This window comes from Alteromonas stellipolaris, from assembly GCF_001562115.1.
GTDB classification, from domain to species: Bacteria; Pseudomonadota; Gammaproteobacteria; order Enterobacterales; family Alteromonadaceae; genus Alteromonas; species Alteromonas stellipolaris.
In genome coordinates, this window is record NZ_CP013926.1 from 4,038,935 (window position 1) to 4,062,186 (window position 23,252).

The 23,252-nt window shown below is 44.8% G+C and carries 18 protein-coding genes; 7 read left to right on the forward strand and 11 right to left on the reverse strand.

The genetic code is table 11. From position 1 onward, the window contains the following. Window positions 1–15: 15 nt before the first annotated feature. The 4 genes from AVL57_RS17090 to AVL57_RS17105 form a co-directional block, all read right to left on the reverse strand. Window positions 16–699, reverse strand: coding sequence for a 3'-5' exonuclease (locus AVL57_RS17090; protein WP_057789271.1), 684 nt, complete (start codon window positions 697–699; stop codon window positions 16–18). 2 nt (window positions 700–701) lie between these two features. Continuing rightward, on the reverse strand, window positions 702–2,531 hold the full coding sequence (locus tag AVL57_RS17095; RefSeq protein WP_057789268.1) for a DUF294 nucleotidyltransferase-like domain-containing protein: 1,830 nt from the start codon (window positions 2,529–2,531) through the stop codon (window positions 702–704). A 129-nt stretch (window positions 2,532–2,660) separates the two neighbouring features. Beyond that, a complete protein-coding gene (locus AVL57_RS17100) occupies window positions 2,661–4,367 on the reverse strand; it encodes a sodium:solute symporter family protein (RefSeq protein WP_061093603.1) in 1,707 nt (568 codons plus the stop codon). Window positions 4,368–4,371: 4 nt separating this feature from the next. After that, a complete protein-coding gene (locus AVL57_RS17105; RefSeq protein WP_057789264.1) occupies window positions 4,372–4,638 on the reverse strand; it encodes a DUF4212 domain-containing protein in 267 nt (88 codons plus the stop codon). 257 nt (window positions 4,639–4,895) lie between these two features. Here AVL57_RS17105 and AVL57_RS17110 point away from each other — a divergent pair, with 257 nt between their 5' ends. Further along, window positions 4,896–8,348 carry a PAS domain-containing hybrid sensor histidine kinase/response regulator gene (locus AVL57_RS17110; protein WP_057789262.1) on the forward strand — a complete coding sequence of 1,151 codons (3,453 nt, stop codon included), beginning with the start codon at window positions 4,896–4,898 and terminating at the stop codon, window positions 8,346–8,348. Here the strand turns inward: AVL57_RS17110 and AVL57_RS17115 are convergent. Further along, the gene (locus tag AVL57_RS17115) at window positions 8,345–8,983 is read right to left on the reverse strand and encodes a mechanosensitive ion channel family protein (protein ID WP_057789261.1); all 639 of its coding nucleotides are present in this window, start codon (window positions 8,981–8,983) and stop codon (window positions 8,345–8,347) included. The genes AVL57_RS17110 and AVL57_RS17115 overlap by 4 nt on opposite strands. 236 nt (window positions 8,984–9,219) lie before the next feature. Between AVL57_RS17115 and rimK the strand changes: the two genes are divergently transcribed. The 4 genes from rimK to AVL57_RS17135 are packed head-to-tail and all read left to right on the forward strand — an operon-like array spanning window position 9,220 to window position 12,598. Next, window positions 9,220–10,125, forward strand: coding sequence for a 30S ribosomal protein S6--L-glutamate ligase (gene rimK / locus AVL57_RS17120; RefSeq protein WP_057789259.1), 906 nt, complete (start codon window positions 9,220–9,222; stop codon window positions 10,123–10,125). Beyond that, window positions 10,126–11,154, forward strand: a complete 1,029-nt coding sequence (locus AVL57_RS17125) for a succinylglutamate desuccinylase/aspartoacylase family protein (protein ID WP_057789256.1) — start codon at window positions 10,126–10,128, stop codon at window positions 11,152–11,154. It begins immediately after the preceding gene. 14 nt (window positions 11,155–11,168) lie between these two features. Next, complete coding sequence (locus AVL57_RS17130) at window positions 11,169–11,603, forward strand: ATP-dependent zinc protease family protein (protein ID WP_057795882.1); 435 nt, start codon at window positions 11,169–11,171, stop codon at window positions 11,601–11,603. Between the two features lie 23 nt (window positions 11,604–11,626). Continuing rightward, on the forward strand, window positions 11,627–12,598 hold the full coding sequence (locus AVL57_RS17135) for a transporter substrate-binding domain-containing protein (protein WP_231701235.1): 972 nt from the start codon (window positions 11,627–11,629) through the stop codon (window positions 12,596–12,598). Here AVL57_RS17135 and AVL57_RS17140 read toward each other — a convergent pair. Both AVL57_RS17140 and acs read right to left on the reverse strand, forming a co-directional pair. Then, window positions 12,582–13,235, reverse strand: a complete 654-nt coding sequence (locus AVL57_RS17140) for a response regulator transcription factor (RefSeq protein WP_057789251.1) — start codon at window positions 13,233–13,235, stop codon at window positions 12,582–12,584. The two genes, AVL57_RS17135 and AVL57_RS17140, sit on opposite strands and share 17 nt — an antisense overlap. Window positions 13,236–13,246: 11 nt before the next feature. Then, window positions 13,247–15,196, reverse strand: a complete 1,950-nt coding sequence (acs, locus tag AVL57_RS17145) for an acetate--CoA ligase (RefSeq protein ID WP_057789249.1) — start codon at window positions 15,194–15,196, stop codon at window positions 13,247–13,249. 253 nt (window positions 15,197–15,449) lie between these two features. Between acs and AVL57_RS17150 the strand changes: the two genes are divergently transcribed. After that, window positions 15,450–16,616: a DcaP family trimeric outer membrane transporter gene (locus tag AVL57_RS17150; protein ID WP_057789246.1), complete on the forward strand. Its 1,167-nt coding sequence runs from the start codon at window positions 15,450–15,452 to the stop codon at window positions 16,614–16,616. Between the two features lie 156 nt (window positions 16,617–16,772). Continuing rightward, entirely contained in the window at window positions 16,773–18,773 is a 2,001-nt protein-coding gene (locus AVL57_RS17155; RefSeq protein WP_057789244.1) for an alpha-amylase, read from the forward strand. Between the two features lie 97 nt (window positions 18,774–18,870). Here AVL57_RS17155 and AVL57_RS17160 read toward each other — a convergent pair whose 3' ends face one another. The 4 genes from AVL57_RS17160 to AVL57_RS17175 form a co-directional block, all read right to left on the reverse strand. Then, window positions 18,871–20,022, reverse strand: a complete 1,152-nt coding sequence (locus AVL57_RS17160; protein WP_057789242.1) for a Na/Pi symporter — start codon at window positions 20,020–20,022, stop codon at window positions 18,871–18,873. Window positions 20,023–20,233: 211 nt separating this feature from the next. Continuing rightward, complete coding sequence (locus AVL57_RS17165) at window positions 20,234–21,286, reverse strand: aldo/keto reductase (protein ID WP_057789240.1); 1,053 nt, start codon at window positions 21,284–21,286, stop codon at window positions 20,234–20,236. 18 nt (window positions 21,287–21,304) lie between these two features. After that, the gene (locus AVL57_RS17170) at window positions 21,305–22,348 is read right to left on the reverse strand and encodes a chemotaxis protein (RefSeq protein ID WP_231517753.1); all 1,044 of its coding nucleotides are present in this window, start codon (window positions 22,346–22,348) and stop codon (window positions 21,305–21,307) included. A 262-nt stretch (window positions 22,349–22,610) separates the two neighbouring features. Beyond that, on the reverse strand, window positions 22,611–23,177 hold the full coding sequence (locus AVL57_RS17175) for an ankyrin repeat domain-containing protein (RefSeq protein ID WP_057789236.1): 567 nt from the start codon (window positions 23,175–23,177) through the stop codon (window positions 22,611–22,613). Window positions 23,178–23,252: the final 75 nt, after the last annotated feature.

Below are 23,252 nucleotides of genomic sequence, written 5' to 3' on the forward strand. Positions count from 1 at the left end.
GTTTAGGGTAGTTTATTAAGTTTTAACCACGCCAAGTGTTTTCCTACCAAGGGCTTTAGTATGTGATAAGTCCGCCAAGCAACTTTGTTCCGTAAGCCCTAATGACGCTAGCTGTGCATAGCACAAGAGTAAAGCGGCCATGGCATCTTCTAATGCATTGTGTTGAGGCACCTCTGGTAAACCGGCTCTCAGTAAACAAGCGCCTAAAGATGCGCTATTTGATGGAACGACTTCATGCTCTTTTTTCAATTCATACAAAGCGAGTTGTAAGGTGTCGATGTAATAAACCTCTTGTGCCGGCAAGTTTAAGCGCCTAAATACCGCATCAAGTACTGCCAAATCTAAGTTGGCATTATGGATAACCAGAATCTTTGAAGGCAACTGTGCGATAAATCTCGTTAGCACATCTTCTACTTTTTCGCCCTTTGAAATATTGTCTTGAATGAGCCCATGGATAACTGGGCTTTGCCCTAAAGGCGCTTTGGTTTTAACAACACTATAAGTGCAGGTTTCTAAAGCAATGCTACTGTTGCGCCCACACACCCAGCCAAAAGATGTAATTTCCGACTCATTGGCGTTTAAGGATGTCAGCTCTAAATCAATAGACATCAAAGTAGTGTCTTGTAAAGTCGCGCTTTTAAACCTATCGAATGATGATGGTCCGCGCCCGAATAACCAGTCACTTAGCCATTGCAACATGATTACGCCATACCGCCTGAAAAATTCATGACAATTGCTTTTTGGGCTCTTTCGATAGCTTGAAAAGATGCCTTTAGCTGATGCCTTTCTATGGAAGATAAAGACGACACTGACACACTATTATCCGCCACATTATGCTGAAGCTGATGACGCCATCGTAATCGATTCAAAAATATCCAAATATCTCGTAAGTTCGCCGCATCCTTGGTTGAAAGCTCTGAATTTTCGGGCAATAAAGATAGCCTTGCAAGGGTGCCAGGTACAGATATTCCCCCTGCAAGGGCATAAATGCGCACAATATTATTAATTAGTGCCACCGCGCGTACTTTCAAATCAATCGTATCTTTAAGTTTTCCGCCTTTTTCATAAGTAAACTTCTGAAACATAGAAAGAGGCACAGAGACTTCATTTGTATGACGAGATAATGCCGCAAGAAATAAACTTTGTTTGAGCAAAGGCATTCGTTTGCGCTGTAGCGTTTTAAACAGCCCCACATCACCCGCAGCGCAGCGTGCATCAAGAAAAATGTTTAAGTGCATAATGGCATCTTTGGTGGGTGCATTTACCCACTGCCGCGCTTGCTCAACCGCTTGGTCTAGCGATAACCGAAGCTCGGGGTTACTTGCCATAATATTGCCACTGCATAGTTTAATACCGCACTTTCCTAACCCCTTGCAGACATACTCCGCCATGGCGGCAAAGTAGTCGGCTTGTACTTGCGTGGGCGATTCAGCTAACAGCAGCGCATTGTCTTGATCTGATCCCATTGTCTGATCTTCTCTGGCTTGGGAGCCATATACTAGCCACGAAAACATCATGCCGGCTTTACCGTGTTCTTGCTGAAAGAACCCAATGAGCTTTCGCGTCATAATATCAGTTGCTTGAGAAAGCACTTTACCCGCAATATCATAATCACCTGCGTGTTTAGCATGTGCAGAAAAGTAATGCGGAAGCTGCCACGCTAAACGTGTTAATTCGTACAAATTGCTCGCTTTCGACAGTTCTCCAATGATAAATAGTACGCTACCTCGTTGATGGCGAACAATATCACTGGCCGTCACCATACCTACGGGGCTATGACTGTCTTTATCTAATATAGGTAAATGATGAATGTTTTTTTCGGTCATTAACGCCATGGCGTCAAATAACGTTAGGTTACTGGCAACATTCGCCGGCGACGGGGTCATAACACTGCTAACAGGGGTCGTCAGATCAACCCCAGCGGCAACCACTCTAGAACGTAAATCTCTGTCGGTAACGATACCAACCAGCTGCCCTGCTTCAGTAATTAAAAGGGATGACACCCGGTTATCCGTCATCAATTGAGCGGCTTGTTGAATAGGCGTACTTACATCGGTGCCAATGGGTGCATTTTCAGTTAAATCATAAAGTGGCTTGTACAACCACATAGATTTTGATTCTGTAATGGCTTGATTTTGCAGCGCATCATGTCGCAGGCCATTGAAAAAAGTATTAATACTATCGTATTGAAGAAGGGCTTTGAATGGTGCTTCTTCAAAGCTATACACTAATCCAGGGCTCTCTACCATCACCGCCATGGCATAGTCGCTACCGTCCAAAACACGCTGAAAACCAAAATAGTCTCCTTCGCTAACATAACGGGGGGGTTCTTGCCCTGCACTTACAGAAAACTGACCACTTTGGATGAGATAAATTCGGCGAGATTGTCCCATCAAGGTTTTTAGGTTTTCTTTTGTTACGTAAAGCAATTCTGCCGAGGTAAGTAAATCAGTTAATGCATCCACATCAAGCGTATCGAAGGGCGCAGAAGCAGCAACAAAATCTGCGACTTGCTGGGCAATAGCGGTCATACGTAATGCTCCTGAAACGATAAAAACCAACCCGCCTTTTAGAGTTTCCTCCTTGAGCGAGTTGGTTTAACAAAGGCTCGGCCAATTACCGAGCGTCAGTGTCTTGTTTTGACAATTAGCTTCTAATCGTTAGTGCGCAGATGCCTCGCCCGCTCCTTTCGGATAACGAATGCTCTCTACTAACTCTTGGATTTCTTCCGGGGCTTCGTCGGTAGACTTAAAGACAACGAAAGCAACAAGGAAGTTAACCATCATACCCAAGGTACCTATGCCTTCTGGGGAAATACCAAACCACCAGTTTTCCGGTACATTTGCAGCAGGGTTCACAAACTTAAAGTAAATAATATAGGCGGCGGTGAACGCAATACCTGCAATCATGCCCGCAATCGCGCCTTTATCATTCATTCGTTTACTAAAGATACCCATAATAATGGCAGGGAAGAAACTGGATGCCGCCAGACCGAACGCGAAGGCGACCACCTGTGCTACAAAGCCCGGTGGATTTATCCCAAAGTAGCCTGCAATGACAATGGCTACCCCTGCCGCAAGCCGTGCATAAAACAGCTCGGACTTATCGGTGATATTGGGCATAAAGTTTCGTTTTAACAAATCATGGGAAACTGATGTTGAAATAACTAACAGCAAGCCAGCTGATGTAGACAATGCTGCGGCTACCCCACCAGCAGCCACCAATGCGATAACCCATGCAGGTAAGTTCGCAATTTCTGGGTTAGCCAATACCATGATGTCACGGTCAACTTTCATTTCGTTGCGTTCATCACCCGAGTAAAACATCACCCCATCACCGTTCTTATCGTTGAATTCAATAAGCCCAGTTTGCTCCCAGTTTTTGATCCACGACGGCGCTTCAGCGTAACTTGTTCCAGTTAGCTCAGGACCGTTAATGGTTTCAATCATATTCACTCGAGCAAATGCAGCAAGCGACGGCGCAGTGGTATACAAAATAGCGATAAACGCAAGTGCATAACCAGCCGACTTACGTGCATCATGCACTTTAGGTACGGTGAAGAAACGAACGATAACGTGAGGTAATCCAGCCGTACCCACCATCAATGCAAACGTAATAAAGAACACATCGATGGTACTTTTCGACCCGGAGGTATACTCGTGAAACCCGAGTTCCACCGATAGGCTGTCGAGTTTCTGTAATATATGCATCCCCGACCCATCTGCGAGCGTAGCGCCGAACCCCGTTTGCGGAAGTATATGGCCCGTCACCATGATAGAGATAAACACTGCTGGAACAATATACGCAAAAATCATTACGCAAAACTGCGCAACTTGGGTATAGGTAATCCCTTTCATGCCGCCTAATACCGTGTAGAAAAACACGATAACCATGCCAATCACCACACCAGTTACGATATCGACTTCTAAGAAACGACTAAATACTACGCCCACGCCTCGCATTTGCCCTGCCACATAGGTAAAGCAAACAAAGATGGCGCAGAAAACAGCAACGGTTCTTGCGGTTTGGGAATAGTAGCGGTCGCCAATAAAATCCGGTACAGTAAATTTACCGAATTTACGTAGGTAGGGTGCAAGACACAAGGCAAGTAATACATAGCCTCCAGTCCATCCCATTAGGTAAACTGCGCCGTCGTACCCCATAAAGGAAATAAGACCGGCCATTGAAATAAATGAAGCTGCCGACATCCAGTCTGCGGCGGTAGCCATACCGTTTAGCACCGGAGGTACACCGCCACCAGCAACGTAGAAGTCGTTAGTAGAACCCGCTCTAGCCCATACAGCTATGGCGATATATAGCGCAAATGTTGCGCCTACAATAATAAATGTTAGTAGTTGAACGTCCATGGTATTACTCCTCGTTTACGCCATAACGTTTATCCATCGCCTTCATCTTTGACATATAAACAAAAATTAGAGCGACGAACACATAAATGGAACCTTGTTGCGCAAACCAGAAGCCCAATTTAAATCCAAAAAAGTGGATGTTGTTTAGCACGTCGACAAACAAAATGCCGGCGCCAAACGACACCGCAAACCAAACGACCAAAAGCTTGGCAAGGAGAGACAAATTCTCCTTCCAATATGCTTTTTTGTCGTCATCATTTCTAAATGCCATTGTTCCGTCCTCATGTCAGGTTAATCAATTGTTTTATTTTTACATTTTCCTAACGCCCGGCTTTGCTAACATTATTGCCAAGCTTTTTTGTTTAGGCCGAACAGGCCTTAGAGTGGCAAAAGTCAAGCATTTAGGAGCACGACGTATACTCTAGACCTCACCATTCAAATTCCAAATGAGACCATGGTCGTAGGTAGACCATGGTCGAAATGATTATAATGCACACAGACTTGTTAACTTTAAGTTAAAGGAAATTCATGACGTTCGGTTGGGTTACGCTTGCGGTACTGTATCTATTTTTACTTTTTTCCTTGGCGAGTTGGGGCGATAAGAACTCGCCTCGAGCACGAGCGTTAACTTCGCACCCAGCCATCTACTCACTGGCACTCGCCATATATTGCACGGCGTGGACATTTTTTGGCATGGTAGGGCAAGCCAGCCGTGACACATGGATTTACCTGCCCATTATGTTAGGGCCAATTTTGGTATATGTGCTTGGGTATCGATTTATTTATAAGCTAACTCTAGTTAGCAAAAAGCAACATATCACCACAATTTCTGATTTTATTGCGTCTCGTTATGGCAAGCGCCAAACCGTCGCATTGTTAGTGACCGTTATCGCGCTGCTGGCTACCATTCCGTATATTGCGTTGCAATTAAAAGCGATTGGCTCCACTTTTCAGTTGTTAACTCAACAGCCTAATAGCAATTTCATCGTGATTGCCGCCACCACATTTATTGCCATATTTGCGATTTATTTTGGTACTAAGCATGCCGATGTAACCGAGTACCGCAGAGGATTAATGCTCGCTATCGCCTTTGAATCCACTATTAAGTTATTGGCGTTGGTGTTGGTTGCATTTGTGGGCTACAGCGCGTGGCGACAAACCGAAACAGGCCCTTTTCTAGAGACCTTTGTAAACACTGCCGCACTGTCTCAATTTAGCTCGTTCAACTTCATTGCTCAGACCATCATGGCCGCGGCTGCTATTGTGTGCCTGCCTCGCCAATTCCATGTGGCAGTCATTGATAACCTGAGCCTTTCACACTTAAAAACAGCCCGATGGTTGTTCCCGCTTTATCTCGCGATTATTTCTGCGGTTATTCCCATTATTGCTATTGCGGGTAAAGCCATTTTTGCTGGTGCCAGTGTTGAGCCCGACTCCTACGTACTATCCCTGGCTATGTTCTCTGGTTCAGCCTTGCTACAAGTTATTGTATTTGTTGGGGGGTTATCAGCTGCAACTGCAATGATTATTGTGGCAACCCTAACCCTAAGCACCATGTTAACCAATGACGTTATTTTACCTCGCTACTTAGCGTTTCGCGGCAATCACTCTGAAAAAAGAGATTTCTCTGCGCAAATACGCCTTATAAGACGCATTGTTATTGGCTTCATATTACTAATGGCATTTTTGTACCATCAACAGATGACCAGTAGCCGCTCGCTACATTCAATTGGGCTTATTGCGTTTTCACTAGTGATTCAATTAATGCCAGCGATCCTCGGTGGATTATATTGGAAGCGCGCACATGCCCATGGGGTTTACGCGGGCTTGTTGGTGGGAATAATACTTTGGGTATTGTGGTTAGTATTTCCGCTGGTAGGAAAGCAAACATCACAATTTGCCAATAACGAACTTATCAGCCAAGGCGCGATGATAAGCCTTGGTGCGAATGCCGTAATGTACATTATTTTCTCGTGGTTTGCCCCGCACCGGCTTATCGACAGAATTCAAGCCGAGGCTTTTGTGTCTCCTGCTGTGGTTAAAAACAGTGTCATTAAAGGGCCAAATAGCAATGTTACGGTATCTGACCTCATTACGTTACTATCGACTTTCATGGGTACAGGTCGATGCGAACAGCTTATTGAGCAATATCAACATCACAACAGCTGCACGTTGAACCACCAAGCTTCTCCCGATGAAGACTTTCTTACGTTTTGTGAGCGCGCGCTGGGCGGTGTTATAGGTGCATCCAGCGCCAAAGTATTGTTAGACAGCGCACTGCGTGGCAAGAAAATGGACTTCACGGAAGTCATTAACTTTTTCGACGACACCACACAAGCCATGCAATTTAATATGACCGCGCTTTTGACCTCGTTAGAAAACATGGATCAAGGCATTAGCGTAGTCGATAAACACTTAAATTTAGTGGCTTGGAATAAGCGATACGCAGCACTTTATACCTACCCTGAAGATTTTCTTGCAGTGGGCATACCCATAGAGAAACTTATCCGTTTCAACGCATCACAAGGGGAATTTGGCAAACTGGATGTAGAAGCGGAAGTAGAAAAGCGCTTAGAACATTTGCGCTCTGGTACCCCCCACCGATTCAAACGTCAGCGAAAAGATGGCCGTGTAATTGAAATGGTAGGCAACCCCCTACCAGGAGGCGGCTTTGTGACCAGTTTTAATGACATCACCGACCACATTGAGATTCAACAAGCCCTTGAAGAATCAAATATCGACTTAGAAGCTAGAATAAAAAGGCGTACCGAAGAGGTGCATACCATCAACGCCGAACTACGGCTTGAAATAGAGCGGCGCTCTGGAGCAGAAACTGAACTGATACGGGCTAGAAAGGCCGCCGAAGATGCGAATGCCAGTAAAACTCGCTTCCTAGCACTGGCCAGCCATGATGTACTTCAGCCTTTGAACGCCGCCAAGTTGTATATTTCGGCGTTAGAAGAACAAGAGCTATCGAATGGTGTACATGAAATCATTCAAAAGCTGCACCACTCGGTAACCTCAAGTGAGGCACTTATCGGTACGCTTTTAGATATATCACGCCTTGATCAGGGTGAAATGAAGCCAGACATTGAGCCCGTAGATGTACAAGCTCTGCTCAGCCCGCTTATTGACGATATAAGAATGCGAGCACAGGAAAAAGGTCTTTCGTTGCGGGTATGGGTGAAACCACTTTGGGTAATGGCCGACAAAACCTACTTGTATAGAATTATGCAGAATTTACTGTCAAATGCTGTGAAGTACACACAAAAAGGCAAAGTTCTACTTGTTATAAAGTCCACCAAATCATCAGTTTCTTTTCGTGTTTATGACACAGGAATTGGCATTTCGGAAGATAAAAAAGATAACATTTTTAGTGATTTCTATCGCATTAATCAAAGTGCAGAACATGGTATTGGCTTGGGGCTAGGTGTGGTACGTAGGTTAAGTCAGCAGTTGGGTAGCGATATAACCGTATCGTCCTCACTGCAAAAAGGCAGTTGCTTTACTTTTAGCCTGCCAAAAGCCCAGCCCGGTTCTTCAATAAGTACAACAACCAAGCCTAAAAACACAACTTTCACTGGATTACAGGTACTTTGTGTAGACGACCAACGGGAGAACTTAGATGCAATGCAAACGTTGCTTGCTCGCTGGGGCGTTAAGGTGATGTTAGCCGGGTCGTGGGATGAAGCCCTTGCCCTGATTGAGCAAACATCGCCTCAGATATTATTGATGGACTATCAATTAAGCCATGATGAAACGCAAAACGGCTTAGCCTTAATAGATAAGATTAGGTTCCAACTTGATGCCATACTACCCGCCGCGCTTATCACAGCTACGCCAGATGAAGATTTAGTGGCTAAATGTAAGGAGCAAGGGGTTAACTATCTATCTAAGCCGTTAAAGCCAGCAAAACTAAGAGCGCTACTTCAAAGTATGACTCGCCACATTCACGAGTCACATTATAGCGATAGCGATTAAACTAGGGGGTCGCTTTTCACCCTGCTCTTTTTCGTCGGCTTATCAGTTTTTTCTTCCATTTTACCCGCCGTCGTTGTTGGGGTTACTTTACCCATGGTGCCCCAAGCTGATTTGGGGTTAATAAGCACAGGACGAGTTAAAATGAGGTTGTTGGGGTACATAAGAGTTTCGCGTTCAGAAGTCACCAAGCGCGTGCTAAATGGCCCCAAGTCGGCAATATAACCCTCTATAAAATTATCACCATCAAGAATACGAATAAAATTCCCTCGGCGATATGCAACGTTCGTCAACAGTATGAAGTAAGCGGTAATATTGCTTATTAATGACCAACTGGCGAAAAGCGCTACCCCAGTTACCGTGATAATGGAGGTTGATAATACCAATAGGCCAGAAAAGTCTATTCCCCACGCAAGAAGCAATAAAGCTAACGATACCGTGGCAACTATAACCCTAGCGGCAAATAACCCCTTAATTGCACTGGTAGACTTTAATTTGGTTTTCTCGATATTGGTTTCAAGTTTGGGTAGGATTTTTCTTGAAGCTGCCAAATAAAACAGTAAAACCAACCCACTCCAAATAAGATTTGATTGGTAGGCCGTTAGCCATACCAATACCTCTTGCCACCACTGCATCATAGTAAAAAACTCATTATATCCTCATGTTACCCCATGCTATCGCGTTACGTTTTTGAGTTCATCCAGATATTACTGTCGCCACCACAATAATAATTCGTAAGACCATTAATAAAAGGTGCTTTATCATGCGCGCCAATTTGCTGCCATCCGACTAATCTGGCTATGTACCTAAAAAGGTGCTAATGATTAAGCAGCATTCATTTTTAAATACACTTTATAACCACAGGCAATTTACGATGCGCATAGCGATTTTATCCCGGAACCCTCGTCTCTATTCAACTTCTCGCTTAGTAGAGGCTGGACGTGCTCGCGGGCACGAAGTAGATGTTATCGATACCATGCATTGCTATATGGATATCACCAGTTCTCGTCCATCGGTGCGTTACAAAGGTAAGAGACTTCCTTATTACGATGCGGTTATTCCACGCATTGGGGCTTCTGTTACCTTTTACGGCACCTCGGTTGTACGACAATTCGAAATGATGGGCACCTACAGCGTTAATGAATCTGTAGCCATTAGCCGATCTAGGGATAAGCTGCGCTCTTTACAGTTGCTATCACGCAAGGGCATTGGCATGCCACGTACTGGCTTTGCCCACCACCCAGACAAAATAGAAGACGTGATAAAAACCGTGGGCGGTGCGCCTGTGGTCATTAAATTGCTTGAAGGCACACAAGGCATTGGCGTGGTATTAGCCGATACTCATAAAGCGGCAGAATCAATTATCGAAGCCTTTATGGGTTTAAATGCCAGCATCTTGGTACAAGAATTTATTAAAGAGGCTGGAGGCTGCGACATCCGCTGCTTTGTTGTAGGCGGTAAAGTTGTTGCTGCAATGAAACGTCAAGCTGCACCAGGGGAGTTTCGATCTAACCTTCATAGAGGCGGTCAAGCGAGCTTGGTAAGGTTGAGCCCTGCTGAACGCAAAACTGCTGTAGATGCAGCCAAGACTATGGGCTTAAATTGCTGTGGTGTAGATATTTTACGGTCAAACAACGGGCCTGTGGTTATGGAAGTAAATTCATCACCTGGTTTGGAAGGTATTGAAAAAGCCACCAATAAAGATGTTGCCGGTATGATCATTGAATTTATTGAAAAAAGTGCAGAGCCGCACAAAACAAAGACGCGAGGTAAAGGCTAAGTGGCAGTAGAAAATTTAGTCATTGGGGGGCAGAGTATTGCACCAGGCGAATCGGTTAAAATTGAGCTGGAGATGCCCCCTTTATACACCGCGACAAACATGAGCATTCCCGTTTATGTTACCCGAGGTAAACGCCCTGGCCCTACTATGTTTGTGAGTGCCGCTATTCACGGTGATGAGCTTAATGGCATTGAGATTGTCGGCAGGCTCATTCGCTCTCGGGCCATTCAACGGCTTAGAGGTACGCTTATCGCGGTGCCAATGGTGAACGTATATGGGGTGTTGAACCAGTCTCGCTATTTGCCCGACCGGCGCGATCTCAACCGCAGTTTTCCCGGTAGCAAGAAAGGCTCACTTGCAGGTCGATTGGCCAACCTGTTTTTGAAGGAAATTGTGCAAAAGTGTGATGTAGGAATAGATCTTCATACCGGTGCAATCCATCGTAGTAATTTGCCGCAAATTCGCGCTGACTTAGACGATCCCGAAGTCCTTGAGATGGCCAAAGCATTTGGTGTACCTGTGTTGCTAAATGCTGAGCTACGTGAAGGTTCATTACGTGAAACCGCCAGTGAAAGTGGTGTTAAAATTTTGCTTTACGAAGCAGGTCAGGCCTTAAGGTACGATGAATTCTCCATTCGCGCAGGGCTTCGCGGTATCATTAATACTATGCGCCATTTGGGCATGTTGAATAAGAGTCGTAGTAAGGGGCACAGTATTGAGCGATTTATTGCCCGTCAGAGTGGCTGGATACGCGCTACAGAAAGTGGCTTTGTTACCCATTTAGCCCAGTTGGGCGATCACGTGAACAAAGGGGATAAACTGGCGACCATTGCTGATCCGTTCGGTGGATATTTGGCCAGTATTGAAAGCCCAGCTGAGGGGGTAGTGGTAGGTAAACAAAACATACCTCTGACGCAAGAAGGAGAAGCGGTCTATCACATTGCCTATTTCTCACAACCCGATACAGTGGCAGAGCATGTAGAGTTATTGCAAGACAACCTGCTACCAGGTGAAACGGATAATACTTGATTGAAGGCGAACACATGAAAAATAAAAAAATAGTGGGTGCGGTGGAATTATGTGACCTTCCCGCATTTACCATCACTGATTTAAATGTTCGGGTTGATACCGGCGCAGCAACCTCTTCATTGCATGTAGATAATATTGAAGAGTTTGAGGTAGACGATGAATTATGGATTCGCTTCGACATTCATCCTGATATTCATAATGTTGATAGAGTGGTTAGAAGAGAAGTAAAAGTTGAAGCAAAAAAGCGTGTCAAAAGCTCAACGGCCACAAGAGAGAAGCGTTATGTGATAGTAACGCCTATAATAATGGATAGTGTGCAATGGGATATTCAATTGACCTTAACCGACCGCTCTGAAATGACGTATCTTATGTTGCTTGGCAGAGAGGCCATGAGCGGCCATTTTTTGGTTGATCCTGAGCACGACTTTTTACTTACAGGGAAGGATTGATAGTCGATACAATGATAGGACATATGACCAGTCGAATATTACTCTCGTCAGCTTATATACTACTAAGTGGCTTATTCACTCCACTGTGCTTTGCAGGCGAGAGCACTGACTCGCCTGCTCTAGAAAAGGACACTAAAGCGGCTTTGCCCCATCGTCGCCTTCGCCTTCCCAATATTCATCCTGGTAGAGATCCTGTTTACGCCTACGCCAAAACATTACTGTCCAAAGCATTGGCAGTAACTGAAGATAAATATGGCAGCTTTGAATTACAGGTTAGCGAACAGGAAGTCGCGCAAGAGCGCCAATTAAGAAGCTTAGAGCACGATATGTTAGACATAACGTGGAGCGTGTCTTCTATCGACAGAGAAAAGCAACATCGCGCAATACGCATTCCTATCATGGGTGGTTTTTTTGGTAAGCGCATTATGCTTATCCGCGCCAAGGATAATCGCTTCGATGCCCCGTTAACGCTTGAGAGCCTAAAATCTATGCGCGCGGTACAGGGCTACGACTGGCCTGACACCCGTATATTTCGTCACAATAACATTCCCGTACTTGAAACCACCTATCAAGCATCATTTCGGATCGTGGCTGAAGGCTTTGCTGATATGTTTCCGCGCAGCGTCATGGAAATACAATATGAATTGGACAAGCAACCTGACAGCACATTGAAAATTGAGCCACACCTGTTGGTGTCTTACGACAGTCCTTTGTTTTACTTTGTGGCATCAGATCAGGAAGCCTTAGCTAACCGAATTAGTGAAGGTCTGACTATTTTGCTTGCTTCTGGTGAATTTCAAAAGACCCTAAAGGCTCAGCCGGTTTATCAAGAGAGTATGGCACTCATGCGAGGCCGAAGTGTAATTGAAATCGAGAATCCTCTGCTAAGTGAACAGAGTAAGGCTGCGCTGGATCATTATCTTTCTTACTTTCAAATCAAGGCGTATAACGAGCAAACTAAGGCTCCACTAGAAAAGACTAGTGATCACTTGTAGCGGGCGGCTCTAACTCTAGTTGAGATGCGATCAATACCGCTTGTGTGCGGTTATTAATGCCAAGCTTCTTAAAAATAGCAGTAACGTGGGCTTTCACCGTGGCTTCAGCAATATCCAAATTATAACCAATCTGCTTGTTGAGCAATCCATCTCGCATAAAGCACAGTACTTTGTACTGTGAAGGTGTGAGGGAAGCCACATGATCCACAAGTTCTGAAAACGCTTCATCAATCTCATCAACACTGTCGCTTAAGTTAGGTGGTAGCCATACGTCACCATCCAAAATGGCTTGCACCGCATTAGCAATATCACCCGAGCTAGCAGTTTTAGGGATGAACCCCAATGCACCAGCACTCATGATTTTTGATATAAGTTGGGTATCTTCCGTTCCAGATACCACCGCTACGGGTACATCAGGAAACAATTTGCGAATATGAATTAATCCGAAAAGGTCATTGCTACCAGGCATGTGTAAATCAAGCAGCAACAAGTCGATATCCTCTCGATTGAGAATATCGACTGTCGATGTTAAATCACCAGCTTCTGATAACGTCAGCGCTGGTAAAGACAATGACAAAGCGCCTCTTAAGGCATCCCGATACAACGGATGATCATCGGCAATTAACAGGGTTGTCATTGCATTATCCTTTATGATTTGTTTAATCGCTCCTTAATGAGTGTATCAACAACTGACGGATCCGCCAACGTAGATATATCACCAAGTTGCTCATGTTCGTTCGCAGCAATTTTACGCAAAATGCGACGCATAATTTTACCAGAACGGGTTTTAGGTAGACCAGCCGACCACTGTATTTTATCTGGTGTCGCAATGGGGCTAAGCTCTTGTCTAACCCAGTTTTTAAGCTCTGTGGTTAGCGCATCATCAACGGCAACGCCGTCGATTGGGGTAACATAAACGTAAATACCCTGCCCTTTAATATCATGAGGGAAGCCTACCACGGCAGCTTCAGCAACTTTGGGATGCGCCACTAATGCGCTCTCAATTTCAGCAGTACCTAAACGGTGACCAGATACATTTAACACGTCATCAACACGCCCTGTAATCCAGTAGTAACCATCTTCATCACGTCTTGCACCATCACCGGTGAAGTATACACCTTTGTAAGCGCTAAAGTAGGTACTGATAAAGCGTTGATGATCGCCATACACGGTTCTAGCTTGGCTTGGCCAACTATCTTTAATTACCAGGTTACCTTCCGCTGCGCCCTCTAGTTCGTTGCCTTCAGCATCAAACAGTGCTGGCTGAATACCAAAGAATGGCCGCGTAGCAGACCCTGGCTTAAGTGCCGTCGCCCCTGGTAATGGCGTTATCATATGACCACCGGTTTCGGTCTGCCACCATGTATCCATAATAGGGCAACGGCTTTGGCCGATTACGCGGTGATACCATTCCCACGCTTCAGGATTAATGGGTTCACCTACTGTACCAAGTAATCGAAGCGATGATAGGTCACAGCCCTCGGCAGGTTTGTCCCCGTGAGCCATTAAGGCACGAATGGCGGTTGGTGCGGTATAAAGGCTATTTACTTTGTATTTTTCTACTACCTGCGCGATACGACGCACATCAGGATAGGTAGGAACACCTTCGAAAAACACTTGAGATGCACCGGTAATCATAGGTCCATACACCATATAACTGTGCCCAGTGATCCAACCTACATCGGCAGTACACCAGTAAATATCATTTTCTTGGTAATCAAAGGCGTATTTAAATGTCATGGCGGTATAAAGCAAATAACCGCCCGTAGTATGCACTACCCCCTTGGGTGTGCCCGTTGAGCCTGATGTATACAAGATAAAGAGTGGGTCTTCCGCGTTCATCACTTCAGGCTCACATTCAGTAGAGCAATCTGCAACAAGCTCATCCCACCATACATCGTGACTTTCGTTCCAAGCCACATCTTCGCCAGTGACTTTCTTTACAATAACGTGAGTAATTGATGGGCAGGCACCTTTCGCCAATGCCTTATCTACATTGGCTTTTAAAGGTACAGAACGACCCGCTCGGCGGCCTTCATCTGCGGTAATAATCACCTTAGCATCGCTATCGTTAATACGATCGGCAATCGCGTTCGGCGAAAAGCCACCAAAAATAACAGAGTGGATAGCACCAATGCGGGCGCACGCCAGCATAGCGTAAGCAGCGTCGGGGACCATTGGCATATAAATAGCGACCCTGTCACCTTTAGTCACACCAAGAGATTTAAGTGCGTTAGCTAATTTACAGACTTCATCATGCACTTCTTGAAACGTAATATCTTGGCTTTGGTCAGGAGAGTCACCTTCCCAGTGAATGGCCACTTTACCAGCGTTGTCTGCTAGGTGGCGGTCAATACAGTTGTAACTGGCATTTAACTCGCCGTCTTCAAACCATTTTATCGAAACATCATTGTCACCAAAATGGGTGTTCTTCACTTTGGTCGGCTTTTTAAACCATTCAAGTAAGTTTGCATGTTCAGCCCAAAATGCTTCAGGGTGTGCTACAGAATTAGCATACATCTCAGCGTACTGAGCATCCGTTAAATGGGTCGTACTTTTAATCGCGTCAGGAACAGAAAAAATCTTACTGGCAGTCATAAAAAATTGCCTCCAATATCAATAATGTGAAATGCTTTTATATACTAAACACTGTAATGATTAGACTATAAAGTAAAAATGCGACTTTGGTCTTACGGTTTATGGACTTTAGTCCTAGGAATTCGACTACTCACCAATTACGACTATAGTCGTATGCGACCATTAGCTTATTTCAATTTTTATCAAGGTCGGCAAATCTATAGAAGTTAACTTTGAATTTACATTTATTTAACCACACTTTAGGGCAAATATAATGAAAGCCATAATAAAAAACTCAGTGCTAGCCACATCGTTGGCACTTGCAGCGTCTAACGCCACTCTCGTTAGCGCCGCTGACTTAGGCGATACCAGCGTTAAATTTACCGGCTACATAAAAGCTGACGCTATGGTGAGCAACTACTCTGAGGGCACACTAGGTTCCGGTAGTATTGGTCGAGATTTTTACATACCCTCGCTGACTCCGGTTTCAGGCGGCGATGAAGGCACCCAGTTCGATGCACATATTCGTCAGTCCCGTTTTAGATTTAGCACCAACACACCAACAGCAGAAGGTGACGAAATCAAAGGCGTATTAGAATTAGACTTTATCGTCACTAGCGGTGGTGATGAACGTATTAGTAACTCTTACACACCCCGTGTTCGCCACGCTTACATTCAGTATAAAGAATGGTTAGTAGGTCAAACATGGACCACATTTATGGACGTGGGTTCCCTACCGGAATCTCTTGATTTCATTGGTACGACAGATGGTATTACATTCGGTAGGCAAGTCATGGTGCGATACACCAACGGCGGTTTACAATTAGCGTTAGAAAACCCTGAAACTACGGTTACACCTAACGGTGGTGGCGGGCGTATTGTGGCAGATGATAACGCCGTTCCAGATTTCGTTGCCGCTTACACCGCCAAGCAAGATTGGGGCTACGTAAAAATAGCAGGTTTAGTGCGTCAACTTTCATACGATGACGGCAGTGGTATTGACGCCGATGAAACTAGTTACGGCGTTGCCCTGTCAGGAAAATACAAACTGTCGAGCGGCGATGATATTCGCTTTATGGTGAATACAGGCCAAGGAATGGGTAGATACACCGCATTGAATGCCGCAAATGGCGCAGTCATTACAGCCGATGGCGATTTGGAAGCTATAGACTCAACGGGTTATGCTATCGCCTATCGTCACCTTTGGAACGACAAAATGCGAAGCAGCTTCATGTTTTCAGCATTGGATATTGATAACGACACTGCTCTCACCGGCCTTAGTGTGACCCAAAGCAGTTACAGCGCACGGGCTAACCTTCTTTACTCACCCACAAAAGCCCTAACTTTTGGCGCTGAGTATGCGTTTGCACATCGCGAAATTGAAGAAGGGTTAGAAGGTGACATGAACCGTCTACAGGTTTCTGCGAAATACGCTTTTTAATCTGATACTTAGCAGTAATGACTACGGGCGCCTTTTTCGGCGCCCTTTTTATTCTTATCTACCTGCATACGTATTCACATTGTTTACATTTAATTTACATCCTAGTGTCTAATAAGTTTTCTTCATGCCGTTAAATAACACCACTAGGACACTATAATGATTAAACGTAAATTGTTGGCTTCCAGTGCAGTCGCCACCCTACTAGGCTGTGGTATAGCCTCCCCCATTGCGCATTCGCAGCCCTCCACATTTGTGCACTTATTCGAATGGGATTGGCAGGATATAGCAACCGAATGTGAAACCTATTTAAGCCAAAATGGTTTTGCCGCCGTGCAGGTTTCTCCGCCGAATGAGCATATTACTGTTCCTCAGTGGTGGGCACGCTACCAGCCTGTTAGCTACGATTTAGAAAGTCGCGGTGGAACTCGCGCAGACTTTACCAATATGGTGCAGCGTTGCAACGCTGTGGGTGTAGATATCTACGTAGATGCAGTAATTAACCATATGGCCGCTGGGTCAGGCACGGGTACAAACGGCAATACTTTTGGGAATAAAAATTATCCAATATATTCGCCGCAAGATTTCCATGACACTTGCTCGGTTGATGATTATGGTGACCGATGGCAAGTTCAAAACTGTGAACTAGTCGGTTTAGCCGATTTGAAAACCGAGTCTAGTTACGTACAAAGTACCCTGGCAAACTACCTTAATGATCTGGTAAATATTGGGGTAGCAGGTTTTAGACTAGATGCCTCCAAACATATGCCAGCGGTAGATATATCCAGCATAATCAATCAGGTCAACGGCTCCCCACTTGTGTTTCAAGAAGTTATAGATCAGGGCGGTGAGGCCATTGGCGCTGATGAATATTTCTCAAATGGCCTAGTCACAGAATTTAAATACTCGGTGGAAATTGGCAACGTATTTCGTAATGGCTCACTTGCTTGGCTAAGTAACTTCGGTGAAGCGTGGGGCTTTATGCCAAGCTATAAAGCCGTGGTTTTCGTCGATAATCATGATAATCAACGAGGCCATGGTGGAGGCGGCAATGTAATCACCTTTGAAGATGGACGTTTGTACGACCTAGCGAATGTCTTCATGCTGGCATGGCCATATGGTTACCCCAAAGTTATGTCAAGTTACGACTTCCACGGCGACACCGATGCAGGCGCCCCTTCAGTGTCCGTGCACAACAACGGAACACTTGAATGTTTTGGTGATAACTGGAAATGTGAACATCGTTGGTCGTATATTTCAGGCGGCGTTGATTTTAGAGACCACACTTCAGATAATTTCGCTGTAACCGACTGGTGGAGCAATGGCGGCAACCAAATCGCCTTCGGTCGAGCTAACAGTGGGTTTGTAGCAATCAATAAAGAAAGCTATGTCATGAATACCACGCTAACCACCTCCATGGCACCAGGCCAATATTGCAATGTATTAACAGGTAACATTAATGCCGCCAAAACCCAATGTAGCGGAGATGTAGTTTCTATTGAGGCCAATGGATCTGTTGCCGTAAACATTGCTTCATGGGAAGCCATTGCCATTCATCAAGGGGCAATGCTAACTACATATGAAACCGATGCAGATTGGCAGCGCACTATTATTTTCGTCCAAGCCAGCACCGAAAGTGGGCAAGACATGTTTATTCGAGGCGGAATAGATCACGCTTATGCGGCATCTAATTTAGGACGCTCTTGTACAACGAGTAACTACGCGTGTGCCATTCCCATCATCCACAATAATATGCGCAATACCACAACGGCACCGTGGAAAGCCAACGACAATTACCTTGATTGGTACGGCGCTGAAGCCAGCCAGAGTAGTGAAGCACAAGGCAGCGCACTTGATTGGACTACAAATAATTGGCCCGCAACGTGGGGCGACTTGAAAACCGTGGCTAATGATGGCTTTGGAGAGACCCCGTTGAACGTGTGGGGAGACCATTATTGGATGCTAGATGTTCAAATGGATTGCAGTAAAACCGTAAACGGTTGGTTCGAACTAAAAGCGTATATTAAAAATGGACAAGGATGGGAAAGTGACGTAACACAGTCCGGTACGCCTTATGCCTCTAGCAACCATATGGCGCAATGTGGGAAGCGCAATATGTTTGTATTTGGGCAAAGTAGCGCCGACATAACAACGTTCTAGCACTCCACATTTTAAGGCTATAAACTTTAAAACGACATAAGGCAGGTGCAAAGTAAGTACCTGCCTTAGCTTACTGCTGTAACAGCGGTGGAAATACCTACACTGATATAAAAATAATACCTAGCGGCATACAGAAAAATAACCCGCCAATATAAGCGACCCCGTAAAACTTTTTCTCGGCCACAATGACCGACAGCTTGTAAGACAAATCTAACGGAATGTCGCGTAACATAGGCGTACCGTAAATTAGCGCCACACTAAAAACGTTATACAGTAGGTGTACCATGGCAATTTGTAACGCAACCCCTGCATTCACCCCCACCACACCAAGTGCTGCGATTAGCGCAGTAATACAAGTGCCAATATTCGCGCCAAGGGTAAACGGATAGATATCTTTTGCCTTTAAAATTCCACTACCTACTAAAGGAACCACCAGCGAGGTGGTGGTAGAGGAAGACTGCACTAACACTGTCATTAGCGCACCTGATGAAATTCCCGAAATAGGCCCCTTCCCGATACTTTTGTGCAAAATATCTTTTGCCTTACCCACCATGAGAGATTTCATAATTTTCCCCATGTAAGTAATTGAAGTAACAATAAGCCCAATACCAAGGATGATTTTGGCGATACCCGGATATACCGAAGGTAAACCGCTTACCATGCCTGTTACGACATTAAGCGCAGGTTGGGTTAGCGCCTTAATAGGGTTAAAACCATCAACCCCCATCGTGCCACCTGCATTTAGCATAGACACTACAAAGGCGCTGGTATGCTCTAGAATGCCAAACGCCATTTCAAGAGGCAGGAATATAAACACTGACATCACGTTAAAGAAATCGTGAATAGTGGCGGCGTTAAATGCTCGTTGAAATTCATCTTTTCTGGCGACATGCCCAAGGCTAACTAGTGTATTCGTGATACTGGTGCCAATGTTAGCTCCCATCATCATGGGCACGGCAATGGTGATAGGTAAACCACCCGCTACCATACCAACAATAATGGAAGTCACCGTACTTGAAGATTGAATGAGCGCGGTAGCTACCATGCCAATAATTAACCCCATAATGGGGTTACTAGCAAAAGTGAACAGCGTTTTAGCTTGATCGCCTGCGGCAAGTTTGAAGCCGCTTCCTATCATGCTAACGGCCAATAACATTAAATACACTAGGCCGATAAGCAGTAGCCAACGGCGCCAGTTACCATGCTGGGTTTCGGTTTCACAAACAAGAGGCGAATCTGATAGAGACATAGAAAATGACAGTCAATAAATAACAGTGAATTCATACTATGACGAAGTTGTGACAGATAAATGACCAAAGTCTAGAGTATAAAATCACCGCAATTTAAAACCTTACTGCAATTCTCGGGCAAGACAGTCTGTGTTTAAGGTTGGCACCAAGTCGTTATGACTTGACCCTCAACATCAAAAACTCTTGCTCTAACGTTTGCACCTTTTATAGCTAATATCCTAACGGGTGACGGCGAACCACCTCGCCTATTTGCTTCAGTGTGCTTTCATCAAGGTTAAGTGAAAACGCAGATAAGTTTTCAGCCAACTGATTGGTGGTAGTAGCGCCAATAATGGTAGAAGTAACACCTGGCACTTGTTTACACCATGCTAAAGCCAATTGCGACGGAGTAATCTTTGCTCGCTTGGCAATTTCAACATAACGAGCAGTGGCTTCACGAGCGGGCTCTTTGTCTCTGAATAACCCTTGGCGCTGAACCAGTGTCCATCTAGAACCTTTGGGTCTATCTCCGTTCATGTACTTACCACTTAGCATACCTGTAGCTAGCGGCGACCACGGTAGATAGGCAATGTTCTCAAGCGCGCACATTTCAATAAGGTACGGCCAATCTTTTAAATGCAGCAAACTGAATTCGTTTTGAATGGAGACCGGTAAAGGAATATTCATTTCTTTGCACAGCGTTAAAAACGTGTGGATACCCCAAGGGGTGTCATCAGATAGCCCCCAATGGCGAATTTTTCCAGTATCAAGTGCTTGTTTGATACCGGTTAAAATATCTCGCATGCCATCGATTTCTTGCTGTTTATCGATTTTTGTAGGGTTTGTGCGATCAGGCCAATGCTTTCCAAAATGCGGGGTAACGCGGTTTGGCCAATGTAACTGGTAGACATCAACGTAGTCGGTATTTAAACGGCTAAGCGAATCATTCAGTGCCGTCTCAACGGCGCTGGCGGTAATAGGCCCGCCTTCTCTTATATAACTCAAGCCACTTCCGGCAACTTTTGTCATTATAACAAGCGAGTCACGTGATGATTGATTTCTCGCTAGCCAGTTACCTAAAATCCGTTCGGTATCGCCATAAGTTTTATCGTTCGGCGGTACAGGGTACATTTCGGCGGTATCGATGAAGTTCACACCATGCTCAATTGCCATGGCGAGTTGCTCATCGGCGTCTTGCTGAGTATTTTGAATGCCCCATGTCATGGTGCCAAGGCAAATATCCGATACCGATAAGTCGCTACCGCCTAATTTGTTAAATTGCATATCTACGTTCACCTACCTTCAACTTGTCTCTGGTTTTCTCTGCTTTTGTGCTAATTCTGCTTCCACAACAGCGAGTCGTTCTTCAATTGCTTGACGAGACTCTACCATTTCATTGGCAAGTTCAGCCAACGATTTGAACTCAGCAAAACCGAGTTTCCTCGGATCCATTCGCTGATATTGGCGCTTACAGCGATAGAAGAACATAACGAAATTAGAAAAAGCGCGGTGAAATGTGGCGAAGCTCTTCACTAGAATTAAAATTAAAAGCACCGAGGTAAGCACCGCAATACTAATACTGTAAATTTTTACTTTTTGCTCTTGGTTTTCAATAATAGGCTGTAGAGCTTGGTCGATTAACATGAGCTGCTGCTCGACACTGTGTGCTTGACGCCGAAAGCGCCCTACCAAACCTTCATTATGAGTAAGGCCTAATGTTTGATGCGCAATAGCAAGTGCCCCAACAGCTTCTTTATATACATTAAGCAGTTCATCTACCTGTTCAGACTTAACCGTACTCCGCGCCTGTGCCAGCCGCTCTATATTTTGAACGGCAAGGGTTGCGTAATAATTATTATGGGTTAGCTGAAAATCGCGAATGGCCAACCTTGCGCCATCAAGTTGAATGAGCGCACTTGACCCAACATCAAAATACGACTGACTGAGCAATGCTCCCTCAGTCTCAATCATCCGTTCTAACAAACCAGACGCTGGCGTCAGCCCTATTTCGGTTTGTAACGTAACCACTTGTTGGAAAAGTTGTTGGTATTTATGTACTCCTTCGGCTAAGTTTCCTAATTGCGACGTAGGCATATCGTAATCGCTAATTAAGGGTGTAAGCAGATTAAGCCGAGTGCTAAAGCTCTCAGAGCGCTCAATAAATAGCTGAAAGTACTCGTGCTGATGGCGCATCAGAAAGTCTTTTTCGTGGCGTCGCATTTGCAGTAAATCTTGTCCCATGCGAAGCAACAAATTCCTTTGCTGATTCAATTCAATGAGCCGCTGCGTAAAATAATGCTGACTGACCACCAGCATTCCCATTCCAACAACACAAATTAGTGTCATTAAAACTAGCCTAGATTTTATAGAGTCAAACTTCATTCATGAGATCCCCTTAGGTATTTCATTTACACTGCGCGCTGGGAACTAGACATACTACTTGAAGATAGACCAATTCACTCTATCTAGCTCAATAGGCATAAGAGTAATTAAATAAAATGACAATCTATAGTGGAGACTCAATATTTTAGCTAAACGTTTTTGAGGTGTTAATGGAAAAAGGGGCAAGCGCCCCATTTCTATCATTGATAATGTAAACCGAGAGGTATCACCGATTAACGTTTGACTCGTTCAGCATTTTCGCCAAATTGTAATTGCCTTGCGACAATGCAATGTCGGCTACTGAGTTGCCTGCTAGGTCTTTATGTTGCGGGTTAGCGCCTTTTTCAATTAGCTCACTCACTAAAGACTGTCTGTCGAACAAGCTAGCAAACATTAGTGCGGTTTGCCCCTGAGAGTTAGTTTCATCAATATTGCACTCGGCAAACATGAGCTTTCTAGCTACACCTAAATGCCCTTTGAAGATAGCGCCCATTAACGCAGTATTACCCTTATTATCTTCTTGGCAGGCATTAATATTTTCTTTGCCAAGTAAATAAGAAACCGCATCATTATGACCATGATAAGCCGCTAAAATAAGGGCGGTATAACCTTTATCATCAGCTACGTTCCCATCAAGACCCGCCTGATAAAAGGCTTGAAGCAATGCAACATTTCCCTCGCGGGCTGCATCGAAATAGCGTGCTTTAAGGTCATCAACACTGGTTTGTGCATGGCATAGGCTCACACTCAGCAGTAAAGTAAAAACCAATAGTGTGCGTTTAACGATGTGCATTGTGGGTCTCCTATTGTTGGCGTTGGTAATGATAGATACGAGTAGTTGATATGAAAAAAGGCTACTAGGTAAATT